The 16,654-nt window shown below is 59.1% G+C and carries 14 protein-coding genes and 2 riboswitches; of the genes, 9 read left to right on the forward strand and 5 right to left on the reverse strand.

Features of this window, described 5'->3' with window-relative positions; genetic code table 11:
• The first annotated feature begins 31 nt into the window (after nt 1-31).
• The 3 genes from DSOUD_RS02200 (at nt 32) to DSOUD_RS02210 (ending at nt 5,495) form a co-directional block, all read left to right on the forward strand.
• A complete protein-coding gene (locus DSOUD_RS02200; RefSeq protein WP_082351017.1) occupies nt 32-2,341 on the forward strand; it encodes an ATP-binding protein in 2,310 nt (769 codons plus the stop codon).
• Nucleotides 2,338-3,759: a sigma-54-dependent transcriptional regulator gene (locus tag DSOUD_RS02205; RefSeq protein WP_053549464.1), complete on the forward strand. Its 1,422-nt coding sequence runs from the start codon at nt 2,338-2,340 to the stop codon at nt 3,757-3,759. The genes DSOUD_RS02200 and DSOUD_RS02205 overlap by 4 nt, the downstream gene beginning before the upstream one ends.
• 338 nt (nt 3,760-4,097) lie before the next feature.
• Nucleotides 4,098-5,495, forward strand: coding sequence for a choice-of-anchor F family protein (locus tag DSOUD_RS02210; RefSeq protein ID WP_053549465.1), 1,398 nt, complete (start codon nt 4,098-4,100; stop codon nt 5,493-5,495).
• A 233-nt stretch (nt 5,496-5,728) separates the two neighbouring features.
• Here DSOUD_RS02210 and DSOUD_RS02215 read toward each other — a convergent pair whose 3' ends face one another.
• Nucleotides 5,729-5,929 carry a cold-shock protein gene (locus DSOUD_RS02215; RefSeq protein ID WP_053549466.1) on the reverse strand — a complete coding sequence of 67 codons (201 nt, stop codon included), beginning with the start codon at nt 5,927-5,929 and terminating at the stop codon, nt 5,729-5,731.
• Nucleotides 5,930-6,459: 530 nt separating this feature from the next.
• Here DSOUD_RS02215 and DSOUD_RS02220 point away from each other — a divergent pair.
• Both DSOUD_RS02220 and DSOUD_RS02225 read left to right on the forward strand, forming a co-directional pair.
• Nucleotides 6,460-6,837, forward strand: coding sequence for a DUF4398 domain-containing protein (locus DSOUD_RS02220; protein ID WP_053549467.1), 378 nt, complete (start codon nt 6,460-6,462; stop codon nt 6,835-6,837).
• A gap of 38 nt (nt 6,838-6,875) precedes the next feature.
• A complete protein-coding gene (locus tag DSOUD_RS02225; RefSeq protein ID WP_053549468.1) occupies nt 6,876-7,841 on the forward strand; it encodes an OmpA family protein in 966 nt (321 codons plus the stop codon).
• Nucleotides 7,842-8,010: 169 nt separating this feature from the next.
• Here DSOUD_RS02225 and DSOUD_RS02230 read toward each other — a convergent pair whose 3' ends face one another.
• The 4 genes from DSOUD_RS02230 to DSOUD_RS02245 are packed head-to-tail and all read right to left on the reverse strand — an operon-like array spanning nt 8,011 to nt 11,453.
• Entirely contained in the window at nt 8,011-8,622 is a 612-nt protein-coding gene (locus DSOUD_RS02230; protein ID WP_053549469.1) for a PqiC family protein, read from the reverse strand.
• On the reverse strand, nt 8,619-10,235 hold the full coding sequence (locus DSOUD_RS02235) for a PqiB family protein (protein WP_053549470.1): 1,617 nt from the start codon (nt 10,233-10,235) through the stop codon (nt 8,619-8,621). The genes DSOUD_RS02230 and DSOUD_RS02235 overlap by 4 nt, the downstream gene beginning before the upstream one ends.
• A complete protein-coding gene (locus DSOUD_RS02240) occupies nt 10,228-10,854 on the reverse strand; it encodes a paraquat-inducible protein A (protein ID WP_053549471.1) in 627 nt (208 codons plus the stop codon). The genes DSOUD_RS02235 and DSOUD_RS02240 overlap by 8 nt, the downstream gene beginning before the upstream one ends.
• Nucleotides 10,851-11,453 carry a paraquat-inducible protein A gene (locus DSOUD_RS02245; RefSeq protein WP_053549472.1) on the reverse strand — a complete coding sequence of 201 codons (603 nt, stop codon included), beginning with the start codon at nt 11,451-11,453 and terminating at the stop codon, nt 10,851-10,853. The genes DSOUD_RS02240 and DSOUD_RS02245 overlap by 4 nt, the downstream gene beginning before the upstream one ends.
• 357 nt (nt 11,454-11,810) lie before the next feature.
• Nucleotides 11,811-11,885, forward strand: a riboswitch (cyclic di-GMP riboswitch).
• Between the two features lie 125 nt (nt 11,886-12,010).
• Between DSOUD_RS02245 and DSOUD_RS02250 the strand changes: the two genes are divergently transcribed.
• The 4 genes from DSOUD_RS02250 to DSOUD_RS02265 all read left to right on the forward strand — a co-directional run bounded on the left by DSOUD_RS02250 (nt 12,011) and on the right by DSOUD_RS02265 (nt 16,434).
• Nucleotides 12,011-13,327 carry a hypothetical protein gene (locus DSOUD_RS02250; RefSeq protein WP_053549473.1) on the forward strand — a complete coding sequence of 439 codons (1,317 nt, stop codon included), beginning with the start codon at nt 12,011-12,013 and terminating at the stop codon, nt 13,325-13,327.
• Nucleotides 13,328-13,338: 11 nt separating this feature from the next.
• A complete protein-coding gene (locus tag DSOUD_RS02255; RefSeq protein ID WP_053549474.1) occupies nt 13,339-13,758 on the forward strand; it encodes a type 2 periplasmic-binding domain-containing protein in 420 nt (139 codons plus the stop codon).
• A 49-nt stretch (nt 13,759-13,807) separates the two neighbouring features.
• A complete protein-coding gene (locus DSOUD_RS02260) occupies nt 13,808-15,520 on the forward strand; it encodes a methyl-accepting chemotaxis protein (protein WP_053549475.1) in 1,713 nt (570 codons plus the stop codon).
• A 65-nt stretch (nt 15,521-15,585) separates the two neighbouring features.
• Entirely contained in the window at nt 15,586-16,434 is an 849-nt protein-coding gene (locus DSOUD_RS02265) for an HD-GYP domain-containing protein (RefSeq protein ID WP_053549476.1), read from the forward strand.
• Between the two features lie 128 nt (nt 16,435-16,562).
• A riboswitch (cyclic di-GMP riboswitch) is annotated at nt 16,563-16,640 on the forward strand.
• The last annotated feature ends 14 nt before the right edge of the window (nt 16,641-16,654 follow it).

Here is a 16,654-nt window from a genome sequence, read left to right on the forward strand (position 1 = left end):
CGTCGCTTGTCTTTTGCTGTGGGGGGGATCCATGCCCGTTCTCGTAGCGCCACTCCGGTTCGTTCTCCTCCTTTTATTGGCATCCCTGTTCCATCCCGGGCCGTCGGCGGCCGCTGTGACGCCAAAAAGCAGGGAAATCCTGATCCTGCATTCCTATCACCCCGGCTTCCCCTGGACCGATGAGGTCATGCAGGGGATGCAGGAGGTGCTCGCCAATTCCGAGGAATCGATCAATTTCCATGTGGAATATCTCGACACCAAACGTCAGCCGGATCCCGAATATTTTACCCACGTCCTCGACGCCATCCTGCACTACAAACTGGAAAACAGTTATTTTGACCTGGTGCTCGTTTCCGACAACGAGGCGTTGAATTTTGTCATCGACCATAAGACGGACCTTTTCCCAAAAACACCGGTCGTCTTCTGCGGCATCGAGAAAAAGCTTCCCGAAGTTCCTGGTGATGGCGCCGTCGTCACCGGCGTTGTCGAACAACCGGACTACCCGGCGCTGCTGGAAACGATCGTCACCCTTCAGCCGCAGACCCGTGAAGTTGTGGTGATAAGCAGCCATCGCGATCTGACCGGGCGCCTCGAAGCCGAGATGCTTCAGGAGGCGGCTCTCCCTTTTGCCGGGATGCTGGAGTTCACCACCTGGAGCAATATCCCGGCGGAAGAACTTGCGGTAAGACTCAGGAAACTCAAAGACGGACAGGTCGTCTTTATCAACGGTCCGCTGATTGACGGATCCGGCAAGCTCCTCTCCTTTGCCGCCAAAAACAGGGTTCTGACCGCGAACAGTCCGGTGGCAATTTACAGCCCCTGGGATATCTGCCTCGGCCACGGGATCATCGGCGGGCAACTCGGCAGCCCCCGGCAGCAGGGTCAGCTTGCCGCCGGTCTCGCCCTGCAAATCCTGGCCGGGAATCCCCCCCCGCCGGGATATGTCCTGATTCCGGAGAAGGCGGTCCCTGTTTTCGATTACCAGCAGCTGGAAAAGTTTAACATTCCCCAGTCGCGCTTGCCGAAGGGGTCGAGGCTCATCAACGGGCCCCTCGGTTTCGAAACCCTGCCGGCAAAAATCATCGGCACCATCCTCGGCGGTTTTGCCGCCGCCCTGGCCGTCATCCTCTTTTTGGTCAACAATATTCTGCAGAGACGCAAGGCGGAGCGCCGCCTGCGGAAAAGCGAGGAGCAATACAAAAATCTCAATCAACAATTCCAGATCATTCTCGATGGCATCCCCGACGGCCTGACCCTGATCTCGCGGGAGATGAAGGTTCTCTGGTCCAACAAGGGGGCCGGATCAAGCTATTTCAACAAGCGTCTCGGCTCCGTCCCGGGAGAATACTGCTGCAAGCTCCTCTATAATCGCGCCGCCCTATGCGACAACTGTCCGGCGATACAGTCGTTCCAAAGCGGTCAGGCCGAAGAGGCGACGATCACCACGCCGGACAACAGAAGTCTCGAGGTCAAGGCCTTCCCGGTTCACGACGAGACCGGCGAAGTGATCAACGTCATTATGCTGGCCAGCGACATCACCGAAAAGAGCCGCCTGAGGGGGGAGGCGATACTCAACAGTCGCCTGGCTTCGCTGGGGGAACTGGCGGCGGGGATTGCCCACGAAATCAACAATCCCACCGCTCTGATCATCCTCAACGCCGAACTGGTTCAGAAGTCCTGTGCCGCTGCCGCGCCGATACTCCAGGAGCACTTCCGGCGCAACGGAGATTTTCCCCTCGGCGCGCTGAGCTATTCGGAGATGCACCATGAACTCCCCCACCTCTTCAGCGAGATGCTCGAAAGCGCCGGCCGCATCAAAAACATTGTCCACGATCTCAAGGATTTCGCCCGTCACGAGACCGCCGGACTCGATGACGGGGTCGATCTCAATGAAGTCGTCCAGGCCTCCCTGCGTCTGGTCGGCAACACGATCAGGAATGCGACCCACAATTTTAGCGCCGATTACGGCGAGGGGATGCCGGTGCTGCGGGGGAGCTTTCAACGCATCGAACAGGTTGTGATCAACCTGGTCGTCAACGCCTGTCAATCCTTGGCCGGCAAAGAGGCCGGGGTGCATCTGCGCACCTATTACGACAGCGAAAAAAACGTCAACTGCCTGCGGATCCGCGATGAGGGGGTCGGCATTAAACCCGATATCCTCCCTCACATTACCGAGCCGTTCTTCACCACCAAGCGGGACCAGGGGGGGACGGGGCTCGGCCTGTCGGTTACGGCCCGGATCGTCCAGGATCATGGAGGCACCCTCGACTTCCATTCACCTCAGGGAGGGGGAACGACCGTCCTTCTGGCCCTCCCGGTACGGCCACAGGAGGGAGCATGACTTGCGAACCGCTCTATCCGGCTCTGCCCCTGCTGCTGATTGACGACGAGCAGCCCTGGCTGCGCAGCCTGAGCCTGACACTCAAGGAGATGGCCGGGATCAGCAATGTGATCAAGTGCCACGAAAGCAGAGACGTCATGGCCCTGCTGGCCCGTCAGGATGTCAGCATGATATTGCTGGACCTGACCATGCCCCACCTCTCGGGTGAGGACCTGTTGCCGATGATCCATCAGGATTACCCCCACATTCCGGTCATTATTCTCAGCGGCATGAACCAGGTCGAGACGGCGGTGCGCTGCATGCATCAGGGGGCTTTCGATTATTATGTGAAAACAGTCGAAAAGGAACGCCTGCTCACCGCGATTCAACGGGCGTTTACCCTGCGGGAACTGCAGGATGAAAATCTGCGTCTCAAACGCCGGTTTCTCGACCCCCTGGAAAAACCTGAAGTATTTCATCGTTTCCAGACCCGCAGCCACAAGATGCGCGCCCTCTTTCAATATGTCGAAGCGATTGCCCGAACCAGCGAGCCGGTGCTGATCACCGGCGAAAGTGGCGTCGGCAAGGAGTTGTTCGCCGACGCCATCCATCAAACCCACTGCCCCGATGGCCCCCTGGTTGCCGTGAACGTGGCCGGACTCGATGACGCCCATTTCAGCGACACCCTCTTCGGCCACCTGCGCGGCGCCTTTACCAACGCCGAGAAGGACCGCCCCGGGATGATCGAAAAGGCGGCCGGGGGGAGCCTGTTCCTCGATGAAATCGGCGATCTCAACCCGTCGTCCCAGGTCAAACTGTTGCGCCTCCTCCAGGAAGGGGAGTATTTCGCACTCGGCAGCGACACGCCGCGGAAGGCCAGGTGTTCATTCATCTTCGCCACAAATCAAAATCTCGAAATCAATCAGCAGCAGGGGACCTTTCGCAAGGATCTTTATTATCGTCTCAAGGCCCATCACCTTGAAATCCCCCCCCTGCGGGAGCGCAAGGAGGATCTGCCGCTGTTGCTCGAAACGTTCCTTGCCGAAGGGGCCAAAAATTTCGGGAAACCGCAACCTGCCGTACCGAAGGAGTTGCCAGGACTCCTGGCCGGCTACCATTTCCCCGGGAATGTGCGGGAGTTAAGGGCGATGGTGTTTAATGCCATCGGTCAGCATAAGTCCAGCAGTCTCTCCCTTGAACTTTTTAAGCGCCTCGTTGCTCCGGAGGGGGAGGGAAAATCTTCGGGAAATCCCTCCAGCCATTTTCTCACCTTTCCGGACAGGCTGCCGACCCTCGAAGAGGTCGGGAGGCAAGTCGTCGCCGAAGCGCTGCGGCGTGCTGAAGGAAATATCTCCGCGGCCGCCGATCTTCTCGGCATCACCCGCCAGGGTCTGAGTAAACGAATAAAAAAATACAGTTCGGAAGGTCAAGCCCCCTGAAGGGGCGCAACCCCGGTTGCTCCTGTCAACCGAAGTTGCAAAGGCCTCCTCCCCCCTCCCTGCCCCAAGAATCGTCCGTTTTCCCTTTTCATCCGCAACCCCGGTTGCGCAATCCCCCGGTGCCAGAATCCCGCCTGAATCTGATATCGTCAACAATTCCGGACCCTTGACTGAAGATTGCCACGTTGGCATCCGTATTGCTCTAGTCCTAAGCCTGTACCTGCCAAACAAAAGTCGCATTCTGAAGAACGGATGCGACGGTCAGGGGCTGACAGGCAGCCCGGCCGCAGCATTTGCGGTTCTTCACTGAGCAAGAAACATGTCAAGGAGGCACACAAATGAGAAAAAGGATGAGATGGACTGCTGTTGTCTGGGCCCTGGTGGCCGTCGCTGCATCCGCCGGACTCTCCCAGGCGGCGGTGGTTACTAGCTGGGACACTTCTGCGGTCACCCCGGGGATTCCGACCAACGTGGCGAACCCGGCCTTTGTCTTCGACCAGTACAACTACATTCCGGAAGGATCTCTCGTCGATCCCAACACCGGGGCCGTGGCCACCGGCGGGTTCATGCCGAGCGGCTATGCCCTGTACGCCGGCGGTGCCCAGTACTTCACCAACGGGGCCATGACCTGGAAGGAGCGCGACACCCAGGGTCCGGGCCTGAGCATCGTCAACGACGACGACATCACCGGCGAAAACTGCATCATGTCTGCCGGCTGGAATCCCGACTCGACCCCCTACGCCACCACCATGAGCGACTGGTGGGGAGTCGACCTCAAGCAGTGTTCCGACCCCTTCCAGTCCAGCAAGCGGTTCAAGGTGGTCAGCACCGTCCTTGACGGTCCGGTCAACCTGACCTTCAACGTCACCGACAATGGCCAGGAAGACATTTATCGCATCCTGCAGAAATACGGCAACCAGACCGGCCAGCGCATCACCGGCTACACCACCCAGCTCGGCTTCGTCGACGCCGGGGGGAATTTCACCGAGGCCCTTCCCGGCCAGGGGCTGGCCTTCAGCCTTAAAAACGGCAAAAAGTTCTCCAACGTCACCCCGACCCTCAGCTCCCTGGCCAACCAGGGAGAACTCGACTCGCTGATGGCTCACGGTCTCTTCGGCGCTCCTGACAAGCATCACCCCACGGCCGGTTACTTCAACCCCTACGTCCGCGCCACCTTCGGTCTTTCCGCCGGCGAAACCCATATCGTCACCACAGGCCTGAGCCAGGTCCACCGCGACCTCTTCGGCGAGTGGCTCCCTGTCGGACACATGAAGGGCGGCTACTACTTCGATATGGATGGAATCATCTACACCGACAACGCTCTGATGGCCAGCTGCGACGGAGCCTTCAGTGAAGAAGCCGCTCTCGCCGGTGCGCCCAATGCCGGCTGCAACGGCACCTGGGTGACCTATCGCGAGTCGCTCGTTCCCACCCTCAACGCCGACGGCACCTGGACCATCCCCCCCTCGGTGGGTACCGACATCCGCCAGCCGATTCCCGTCGACGCCGCCACTCTGGCCGCCTGGGAAGCCGATCCCCTCTGGGCTCCCGCCGACATCGACGATCTGGCCAACGTCAACATCAACGAGTTCATCGTCATCGGAAACGCCAACAACTGGCCGACCAGCGATGGCAACGGCAATGCCCAATTCACGCTGCGCCTGACTCCGACCTTCGATGCCGCTGTGGCCCAGACCGAGCCCGGCGCTGCCGGCCCCGCCGATTTCATCGAATGAATTGGAGTTCTCCCCTGATGTCTGGGGGATCGGATGGCTATTGCGGCCTCCAATCCGGGGGGATGGAATGAGTACGGCAAATCGGATTTTCCCGGCGATTCTCCCTGCCGGCGTCTCCGCTGCCTTGCTTTAGGACAAACTCCCTCCGGTCGTTTAAAAAAGCCAAAGGCCCCTAAGTTCCAAGACTTAGGGGCCTTTAGCTTTTTTTTAGCCGTGAAGGTTTGGCGCTTTGACTATATTTTCCGGACGTTGGACGCCTGGGGTCCTTTTTGACCCTGGGTGACCTCAAAGGTCACGCGGTCACCTTCGACCAGAGATTTGAAACCCTCGCCCTGCACTTCAGAAAAATGAACAAAAACATCCGGTCCATTGTCCTGCTCGATGAAACCGAAACCTTTCGCGTCGTTGAACCACTTGACCTTACCCTCTGCCATGTTCGTCGCTCCTTTTTAGAACCTTTTTGCTGTGCAAGTTCAAGGCGATGCCCCAAAATCCGCCGGGCCTTGGACGTCTCGGTGGATTGTCCCCGGAAGGGGACCTATCGATATAGGTGGGAGCCGTAAATCTTGCACAAGCGCGCTGAAGATGCTGATAAGTATGTCAGATGAATTTCGGAAAGCAAGCCGACGAGCGGGGTGATCCGGCTTAAGGGAAAAATTCGCCCAGGAGATCGGGTCGGTGGTGTAAAGGAGAGTTCCTCCTCCCCCTCCTAGATGCCGCTGCATTTGGCGGATCTGTTGTATGAGACGAATTCTTTGATATCATTCATCTTGAGGTTATCAGTAATATCTTTGTTTACCTTGTATTTTCGGCCACTTGGCGCCTGACCGCTCTCTTGGCACGATTGCTGTAAGTCTTTTTAATAATAGCCTGCCCGATTCCCTTGACGGCTGGAAACTTCTCTTACCTAAGCCATGGGGGGATAGAACCCCTTTAAACCACCCAGAGAAAACAAGGAGGAAAGATGCGTACACTGTCCTGGTTCCACCTGCTTTTATTGTCCCTCGTCGCTCTGTCACTCGTCGGTTGTGCGGCCAATTTCCCGCCGCCGACCCAGAATCTGGCCCTTTCGGAGGCGGCCATTAACCAGGCCGAAGCGTCCGGAGCCGTTGAGTTCGCCCCCGTGGAAATGCGCCTGGCCCGGGAAAAGCTGACCGAAGCCCGGGCGGCACTGGCGAGGGAAGAGAACAAAAAGGCCCTGCAATGGGCCGAACAGGCCGAAGTTGACGCTCAGTTGGCCGAAGCCAAGGCGCGGACCGCCAAGGCCCAGAAGACCGTTGCCGAACTGCAGGAGAGTATCCAGATCCTTAAGATGGAAATCGAACGCAAGGCCAAGCCTTGATCCCAACCCCACCCTTGACCCTTACCTGGAGGTTTTTCATGAATCGCACCAGTCGATTTGTTTTTTCCCTGGCTCTTACCGGGCTGGCCTGTGTCGTTCTGGCCGGTTGTGCCGCACCGATGAAGAATGCCGATCTGGAGAATGCCCAGTCTTCTTTCGCGGCAGCGAAAATGGACCCTGTCGTCGTTAAAAACGCCCCCCTGGGGTTACAGACGGCCGAAACGTCCCTGCAGACGGCCGAAAGTCTGTGGAAGGCCGATGCCGAACCGGCCGACGTCAGCCACCACGCCTATCTTGCCCTGCAACGCACGGCCATCGCCAGGGAGACGGCCCTTCAAAAGTTAGCCGAAGAGCGTATCGAGGCGGCCAGCAGCGACCGCGCCAAGGTCCTCCTTGAGGCCCGAACCAGCGAGGCCGAACTGGCCGAAAGACGTGCCCGGGAGTCGGCAATGGAAGCCCGGGAAGCGACCCAGTCCGCAGAACTGGCCCGCCAGGAGGCGCAGAAACAGACCGCTCTTCTTGCTGTCAAAACGACGGAGGCCGAGCAGGCCGCAGCCGAGATGAGGGCTGCCGAAATGCGCGCCAAAGAGCTTGAGGCCGAAGTCGCCCAGTTGCAGGCGATTAAATCCGACCGCGGCCTGGTCATTACCCTCGGGGACGTCCTCTTCGATACGGGAAAGGCAGAACTCAAGGGGGGAGCGGTGGTTACGGTCAGCAAGATCGCCGACTTCATGAAAACCTACCCGAAGCGGAAATTGCTGGTGGAAGGCTTTACCGACAGCGTTGGGTCCGACGCTTTCAACCTTGACCTGTCGGAGCGGCGGGCCAATACGGTGCGTGCCGCATTGATCGCCGCCGGCGTCGAAGCGGAGCGGATTGCCGTGCGCGGCTATGGGGAATCGTTTCCGGTGGCCAACAACGAAACGGCCGTGGGACGGCAGTTGAATCGCCGGGTCGAAGTCATTATCTCCGACGACGACGGGATCATCAAAGAGCGTCGATAAGGGATATTCGTCCCTCTTTGAGGGCGGGCCGGGGGAGTTTTCCCCGTCTGGTCCTGGATAAAAAACACGGCAGACGCCTCCGGAAGGGGCCGTCTGCCGTGTTTTTTTATACTCCCGATTGCCTCGGTTTCCCGCCCTTGCCGCCGGCAGGAGAGGGGTCCCTTCCGGTTTACGGACCTGTCAACGCCAGCGCAATCTCCCGGGCCAGTTCGGCGACCGACTCGCTTTGCGCCTTCACCAGATTCAAAAAATCATCCCCTGCGGCGGAGGTCCTGATCACCGATTTGCGGCTCCCGAAGAGGATCTTCCCCTCGCCGTCGGAGACGGTCCAGCGGGCTTCCAGGACCGCTTCTCCACCTGGGGTGCCGTCGAAGCGCCGCACATCGATTATCACCCGGCGGGTCGGATGAAAATACTGCCCCCAGGGGTAGATCGCCAGCCGGGCTGTCCCGGGGAGAGAGGCGGAGAGGTCCTCAAGTAAGACTCTGGCGAAATCTTCGGCCAGCGAACCGCTCCAGCGATGGAATTCGGAAAATTTGAGCCGCTGCTCGTCGATGCGCACGGCTATCTGCGCCCGCTCCAGGGACTCGGGGAAGGAGACCGGACCGACTCCCACGGCGAGGGTGTCGGAGAGGGTCGGAGGGGATGGCGGTGCCGCCGTCGCCGTCGGGACCAGGTTGTAGTAAGTCACCGGCGGCGAAGGTTTTCCGCAGCCGGCAAGCGGCATAAAGAGAAGCCCGGCCAGCGCCGGGTAAACCCCTTTGCAAATCCATCGATTCATGGCTGGTCTCCCTCTTTTCCGAAGATCAATGATTCAGGGTGCCGTTCGAGGTAATCGGTCAGTCCCCGGAGCGACCGGGTCATCTCGGAGAAATCCCCCAGCGCCTCGCGCAGCTGGAAGTTGACCGGCGAGTCGCTGCCGAGCCCGGCTTCCAGATCGGCCAGGGTCGATCGGAGGGATTCGAGCGCCTCGGTCATGGCGGGGACGGTCTCGGCATCAAACCGGCCGGCCAGACGCTCGATCCGGTTCATGGTCGCCGTCGTCGCCAGGATCGTCCGCTGCAGATCCGCGCCGATTTCATCAATGGGTATCTTTTCGAATTTCTTGACGATCTCGGCAATGCTCTCGGTTATTTCCTTGATTTCCGTCGTCCGCGAAGGAATCACCGGGTATGTCCCCTCGAAGGTCAGTTCCCGCGGCGGGTCGTCGGGGAAAAAGTCGAGATCGACGAAGAGTTGACCGGTCACCAGGTTGCCGCTGCGCAATACGGCCCGGAACCCTCGATCGACATATTTGCGCAGGTCCTCCCGGGTCGATTTCGCCGCCGCCCCGAACCCGTGAATCCGTTCCGGTTTGATGGCTACGGTGACCGGGATGCGGAAAACCCGGGTCTTGTCATCGACAACGGCATGAATGTCGATCACTTCGCCGAGCTTGATCCCCCGGAATTCGACGGGGGAGCCGACACTCAAACCCCGCACCGATTGATTGAAGTAAATCAGGAAATAATTTTGATTGGTGTAGTTCTCCTTGGTGGTCTCATCCTTGTTGGCATAGAGCGGAAAGGCCGTGTTCTCCGCCGCCGGTTCAGCGGCCAGGGGATCGGACCCGTCATCAAAAGCAATGCCGCCGAGCATGATCGAGATCAAGGACTGGGTATCGACCTTGATGCCGGTGGCATCGAGGCTCATGTCGATGCCACTGGCATTCCAGAAGCGGGTGTTGTCGGTGACCTGGCGATCGTGCGGCGTCTGGATGAAGATTTTGATGTCGACGGCCCGGCCGCTTTCGTCGAATCCGTATTGAACCACCTGACCGACTTCGATCTCCCGGTAATAGACCGGCGAGCCGATGTCGAGGGAACCGAGTCCGGCAGCCTTGAGCGTGAAGAGGCGCCCGGGGGTGTCTGTCGTCACCAGGGGAGGCTCTTCGAGACCGACAAATTCCAGGGTCGGTTTCCCCTCTTTGACCGGATCGATGCCGATGTAGGCTCCGGAAAAGATCGTCCCCAGCCCCGAAACCTTGCCCGCGGCGACCCGCGCCCGGACCACCCAGAAACGGGTCCGGTCGGTCAAAAAGGATTCGGCGCCATCCTGCATCTGCAGCTTGACGATCACCGTCGAAATATCCTCGCTGAGGGAGATCTCCTCGACCTGGCCGATATCGACGTCCTTGTACTTGACCTTGGTCTTTCCCGCCTCCAGCCCTTCGGCGCTCTTGAGGGTGAGGGTGACCACCGGCCCTTTTTCCGACCAGGCCTTGTAAACCAGCCAGCCGCCGATGACGAGGGCCAAAATGGGGATCAGCCAGACGATGGAAAACCCCATTTTCGGTTTGATCTCCGCCTCAGGCAGCTCCTCCATCCGGTCGTACCGGGAAAGCTCTTCACTCATCACAATCCTCCATTCGGTCCCAGATCAACCGGGGATCAAAACTCTCTGCGGCGAACATGGTGAGGATCACCACGGCGGCAAAATAGGCGGCTCCGGGGCCGGCATCGACGTTGGCCAGGGCTCCCAGCCGGACCAGCGCCACCATGATCGTCACCACGTAGATATCCACCATCGACCAGCGTCCGACCAGTTCGGTCAGGCGGTAGAGCCGGGTGCGGTCTTTCGGACGCCAGCGGGACCGTCGGTGCACGGACACCAGCAAAAAGACCAGGATCACCATCTTCATCAGCGGGACAAAGAGGCTGGCGACAAAAATCACCAGGGCAATGGCCCAGGACCCGGAATTCAGCAGGTAGAGGACCCCGCTCAGGATCGTATCGGACTGGCTGGTCCCCAGCGACGAAGAGATGGTGATCGGCAACAGATTGGCCGGAAGGTAAAGGATCATGGCGGCGATCAGCAGGGCCCAGGAGCGGGCGATGCTGTTGGGCTGCCGCTGATGGAGCCGGGCACCGCAGCGCGGGCAGTGTCCGGGCTCCTTCGGCATCGGGATAAGGAGATGGCAGAGGCGGCAGCCGATCAGATTCGCTTCTCGGGCGGTCAGGGGCGCAGGACTCATGGGCGGCGGTCCAGTTTCTCCCACACCAGATGGGAATCGAGGCTGACGGCTGACCCCGCCAGCACGAAGATCAGGAGAACGAAGGCCCACAGGGCTGTCCCGGGGATGATGGTGGCCATCTTGGCCAGTTTGACCATCGACACCAGGATGCCGAGCATGAACACCTCCATCATCCCCCAGGGTTTGAGCACCTGGACCGAGTGAAACAGACGGGCGGCCCCCGGCAGCGTCCCCCCGAATTTGAGGGGGAGGAGGATGTAGAGGAGGCTGAGCATCTCAATCAGCGGGAAGAGGATGCAGGTGAGGACGACCACCAGGGCCAGTCCGCTCATCCCCTGCTGGTAAAGGACCTTCATGCCGGTGAGCAGAGCGGCCTCCCGGACGAACCCCTGGGTCTTCAAGGCCAGAAAGGGGAAGCTGACCGCCACCGCATAGAGAAGGATTCCGGTCAGGTTCAAGGCGATGGTCCGGTCGAGGCTGTTGCGTTTGGGGCGAAAGAGGACCGCGCCGCAGCGGCTGCACAGCGCCACCCGCCCCTCGGAAACCGGGGGAATGCGCTGCAACAGGTCGCACTCGTGACAGGCCATCAGGGATTTCATGGGCGGTCCAGACGGTTTAAGGGCAGGGATAATACGCTTTTAAATGGTCGTGCCCCGGGACTATCAGCAATTTAGACCGGATGCGGATGCAAGTCAAAGTTTTGAGTCTCCCCTAAACTTTCGGAGCGGACAGGGGAGGAGCAAAAAGCGTCAAGTGCTTTGAAGACGACGTACGTCTTTTGACACCTCGGAGGGATGTACGATGAGTCGCCGTACAATGTGTAATTTTCTGGTTAAAAAAAGTTGCAAGGATAACCGTAGAAAATCACAGATATAATAATGTCGGTCACTATCCGGGTGCCCGAATATAGAAAATATGGCATACGGTGTGCATTTGCTTATGAAAACATATTGATTCTCCGATAAGGGCAAACCCGGGGCGACCCGGGGACGCAAAGTTACGAATCCCCCGCGGATGGTCGGACTGCCGAAGAGAAAGAGCCATGCAGGCAATTCATGGGCGCTCACTTTCGGTTTCGAAAAGTGGGCGTTTTTTTATTCGGAGAGTCGGTCAATTGGCAACGGAACATTGGTTCCACTACAAGGAGGAATTAAAGATGAAGGCTGTGCGGTGTCTGTTGGTTCTGATCTTCCTGTCGCCATGGTCGGCCGGGGCGTTTGAAGTCCCGGACGTCTCTGTGCATGGTTTTATTTCTCAGGGCTACCTGAAGAGCAATGACAACAACTTTCTGACCGGCGATTCGGAAGAGGGCACCGCCCAGTTTACCGAAGCCGGCGTCGTCCTCTCCAGCCAGGTCAACGACTCCCTGCGCGTCGGTGTGCAGTTCCTCTCCCGGGATCTCGGCGACGTCGGCAACGGCGAGGTGAAGCTCGACTGGGGCTTTGCCGATTACAGCCACAACGATTATCTCGGCCTGCGGGTCGGTAAGGTCAAACTCCCCCTGGGCCTTTACAACGAAGGGCGCGACACCGACCTGCTGCGGCCGATGGTCTTTTTACCGCAGAGCATCTACGACGAAACCAAGCGCGATCTCCTGGTCGCCTACCAGGGCGCCGGACTCTACGGCAGCCTGCCGGCGGGGCCGCTCGGCTATTTCGACTATCACGCTTTTGGCGGCGGCATCAACATCGATGACGATGCCTTGCTGAATACTGCGTTGGTGCAGAACGGCACATTCACCACGCGGCAGGCCGTCATACCGACCCTGGTGCCGGTTCTTGGCTCGCAGGCTGCAGCTCTGGCCTACGCAAAGCAGATCAATATCACGACTCTGGACGTTAACAACGACTACATCGCCGGGGCGTCCCTTGTCCTGAACACCGCCCTCGACGGCCTGCGCCTCGGCGGCTCGGTGCTGACGGTCAAAAACGATATCGACTACGTCCTCAACCGTTCCATTTCTCCGACCGTCGTGGCGACCGGGGATCCCCTCCAGATCCTTGTGCCCACCCGGCTCACCGGCTCCCTCGACAATAAGCTGACCTGGGTCGCCTCCCTTGAATACACCCTCGGCGACTTCTTTTTGGCAAGCGAGTACTCGGAGACCGAACGGGAGCAGACCTTCAACGGCCGGGTGGCTACGGATGCGACCTCCCAGTCCGGTTACGTGATGGGTGCCTACACCTTTTTCGACAGCCTGACCCTCTCCCTCCTCTACGACGTCTACTATTCGGACAAGGACGACCGAAACGGCAAGGAGTTTGCCGCCACCAGTCCCGACCGGCAGGATTTTTTCGCCTGGCGCAAGGATTTCGGTGTCGGGGTTCGCTACGACATCAACCCCAACTGGCTGATCAAGGCCGAATACCACACCGTTGATGGCGCGGCTCTGTTCATGACGACGGTCAACGACCCCTCGAAGCTGCAGCAGGATTGGGATTATTACGCCGTCAAGATGTCGTACAACTTCTAGGAGAGATGAGCATGAAAAATATAATTATCCTGTCGTTTTTTGTCTTGATGGTTTTCGCCTCCTCGGCCGTCGCCGGAGACATCGTGCTGGTGGTCAACAAGAACAACCCCGTTTCTTCCCTCAGCGCCCAGGACGCCAAGATGATCTATCTCGGTAATAAAAAATCCTGGGACAACGGCGAGAAGATCATCCTCTACAGCCAGTATGACTACGCCGTCAGGGAAGATTTCACCGGCAAGGTACTCAGCAAGACCGGACAGCAGTTTGCCACCTATTGGAAAAAGGCGCTGTTTACCGGCACCGGGCGGCCGCCGATCGAGGTCAAGGATGACGCCGAAATGAAGAAGTTCATTGCCATCGATCCCCGGGGTATCGGCTATATCTCCCGCGCCGCCCTCGACGATTCGGTCAAGGCGCTCCCCATTCAATAAAGGCTCCGGCGCCCCGGTCACGGGGCGCCCTTCGGGCAAGGTTGCGACGATGATCTATGCGACAAACATACGGGCCAAGATCTGGTACTGCGTGGGGTTGGCGCTTTTGGGCTTTGCCTTCTCGACGGCTATAACCTATCGCTCGAGCACTGTGCTGGTCGCCGATCTCGAACAGATGGCGCGCGTCGATTTCCCCCGCTCCCTGCAGGGGGCAGAAATTGCCGCCCTGTTCAGCAAGCAGATCGGCCTCTTTGAAGATGCCGTGCTGGTGGGAGACGAAGGGGCTATTGACCAGGCCGCAAAGTCGGGGGAAGAGATTCTGAAGGCCTTCGGCCTTCTCCTGTCGGCGGGAGACTTCCTGCGCCTGGAGCTGGAAAATCTGCAGGGGGAATTTTCGGTCTACAACGATCAGGCTCTCGAGGCCTACCGCCTTTTGGCTGCGGGCCAAAGCGATGACAACCTCTATGCCCGGATCGAGAAGACGGGGCAGCAGCAGCAGCTGTTGCGCCAGGAATTCGACAGGACGGCGCAGGCCCTTCGACTGCGGGTCGAAGAGACGATTTTGAATAACAGCGCCGGGGCCCGGAAAAATTCGAGCGTTCAGGTCGGGATGTTTCTTGGCGTTTTCCTGACCTCGGCCCTCCTGATCAGCTGGTTGTCCGATCGGTTGCTGGTGCGTCCCCTGCGACGGGTTCATGCCATGGTGCAGCGTCTCGGTGAGGGAGACGTTTCCGAGAGTAACCGGCTCGACCGGGTGAACCGGGACGAAATCGGCGAGGTCGGAAAGGAGTTGAATGCCCTGGCGGAAAGTATGCTGCAACGCTCCCGGGTCGCCGAATCCATTGCCGAGGGGGATCTCAACGTTTCGGTGATTCTCGCCTCGGATAAGGACACCCTGGGCAAGGCGTTGAATGAAATGGTCGCCAGCCTCGGCCGTATCGCCGAAAATCTTCTCGATGCCACGGGCCATGTCGCCAAGGGATCGAATCAGATTTCCCTCTCCTGTCAAAACCTCTCCGACGGGAGCTCCCATCAGGCGGCTTCGGCCGAGGAGGTCTCCTCGGCCATGGAGGAGATGTTGGCCAACGTTCGGCAAAGCGCCGAAAATGCCAGGAAAACCGGCCTCATCTCCGAAGAGGCGGCGCGGGACGCGGCGCTGGGCGGAGAGGCGGTGCGCCAGACATCGGAGGCGATGACCGATATTACCCGGAACATTTCGATCATCGAAGAGATCGCCCGGCAGACAAACCTGCTGGCCCTCAATGCCGCCATAGAGGCGGCGCGGGCCGGGGAGCATGGCCGGGGTTTTGCCGTTGTCGCAGCCGAAGTGAGGAAGCTGGCGGAACGGAGCCAGACGGCGGCGGCCCGGATCTCAGGCATGTCCTCCAGCAGTATGGCCGTGGCCGAGAAGGCGGCGGCCCAGCTGGAGAAGCTGGTCCCCAATATCCGTAAAACCGCCGAACTGGTGCAGGAAATCGTGGCGGCAAGCCGGGAGCAGGAGAGTGGCGCCGAACAGGTGAACACCGCTATTTTCAAACTCGACGAAGTGATCCAGCAGAATGCCGCCGCGGCTGAGGAAATGGCTTCGACGGCCGAGGAGTTGTCGGCCCAGGCGACACAACTGGAACAGATGGCCGGATTCTTCCGCATGGGGAACTCACGGCTCCAGCCGGTGGCGGTCAAGGCTCTCCCCCAGGCGGGGAGAAAAAGCCATTCGGTGTCGGCCGGTCGTCTTTCCGCTGCCGGTTTGGAGAGTTTTTGATCTTCCGGTGCGTTGCTTGGAACTGGCCCGTTTTTTAACGACGGGCTGCCGACAGGAGGGGAGGCATGTTTATCATTTCGCTGAGCGTCTTCAGATACCCGATGACCTACCTGACCCTGGTGGGCTCCGTGCTGGCGATGAACCTTCTTGCCTACCTGCAAAGCAACTTGATCGAGGTGACCAGGCCCCTGAGCGGTTACATCCTTCCGACCATTATCGGCGGGGTGATCGGGATGCTCCTCTCCTCCAACCGCGTCAGTTGCCGGGAAAAACGCGAAGAACAAAAGAGGCTCTTTATCGATATTGTTCAGTCGCTCTCCATCGCTCTCGATGAAAGGGATGCTTACACCTACGGACATTCCTCCCGAGTGACCGATTTTTCCATGGCCCTGGGGAAGAGGGCGGGGCTGGGGAAGCTGGAACTCGAGATGCTCGAACTCGGCAGCATTTTGCACGACATCGGCAAGATCGGCATCCCCGACACGATTCTCAACAAGCCCGAAGCGCTCAACAGCGAAGAGATCGAGATGATTCGCCAACATCCGATCAAGGGCGAGCGCATTATCGGGCTGAGCAATAATAATAAAATCCAGATGATTGTGGACTGCATCCGAAGCCACCATGAACGATATGACGGCAGCGGCTACCCGGATGGACTCACCGGCACCGACATCCCCGTTCTGGCCCGAATTGTCGCCATCGCCGATGCCTTCGACACCATGACGTCACGGCGGGTATACCGGGTCAAACTGACGCCGCAGGACGCTGTGGCGGAACTTCTCTCCTGTTCCGGGAGTCAGTTCGACCCTCAGTTGACCCGGCAATTTTCAGAGGTGCTCAGAGGCGAGGAGTTCAAAATGCTGCTCGAGAATGAGTCCCCGGAGTGCGAGCCTTTGCTTGTCCCTCACCCCTGAAACCCTAAGAGGGATCGGGGTGAGCGGCCTCTGCAAGCAGATGCATTCCATTTTCGTAATATTGAAATAAAGTGCTTGATTGCGGCGCGATAGACGTTTAGAATTCCCACACAACTTACGGGAAAATTCTCGGAAAAGGGCAAAACCAGAGCGATCTGGTGACGCAAAGCCACGGGTCCGCAGGTGCGGATAGCCGGGATGCCGAAGAGAGGGGCCTGGA

The sequence above is a fragment of the Desulfuromonas soudanensis genome (genome assembly GCF_001278055.1).
Lineage (GTDB): Bacteria > Desulfobacterota > Desulfuromonadia > Desulfuromonadales > WTL > Deferrimonas > Deferrimonas soudanensis.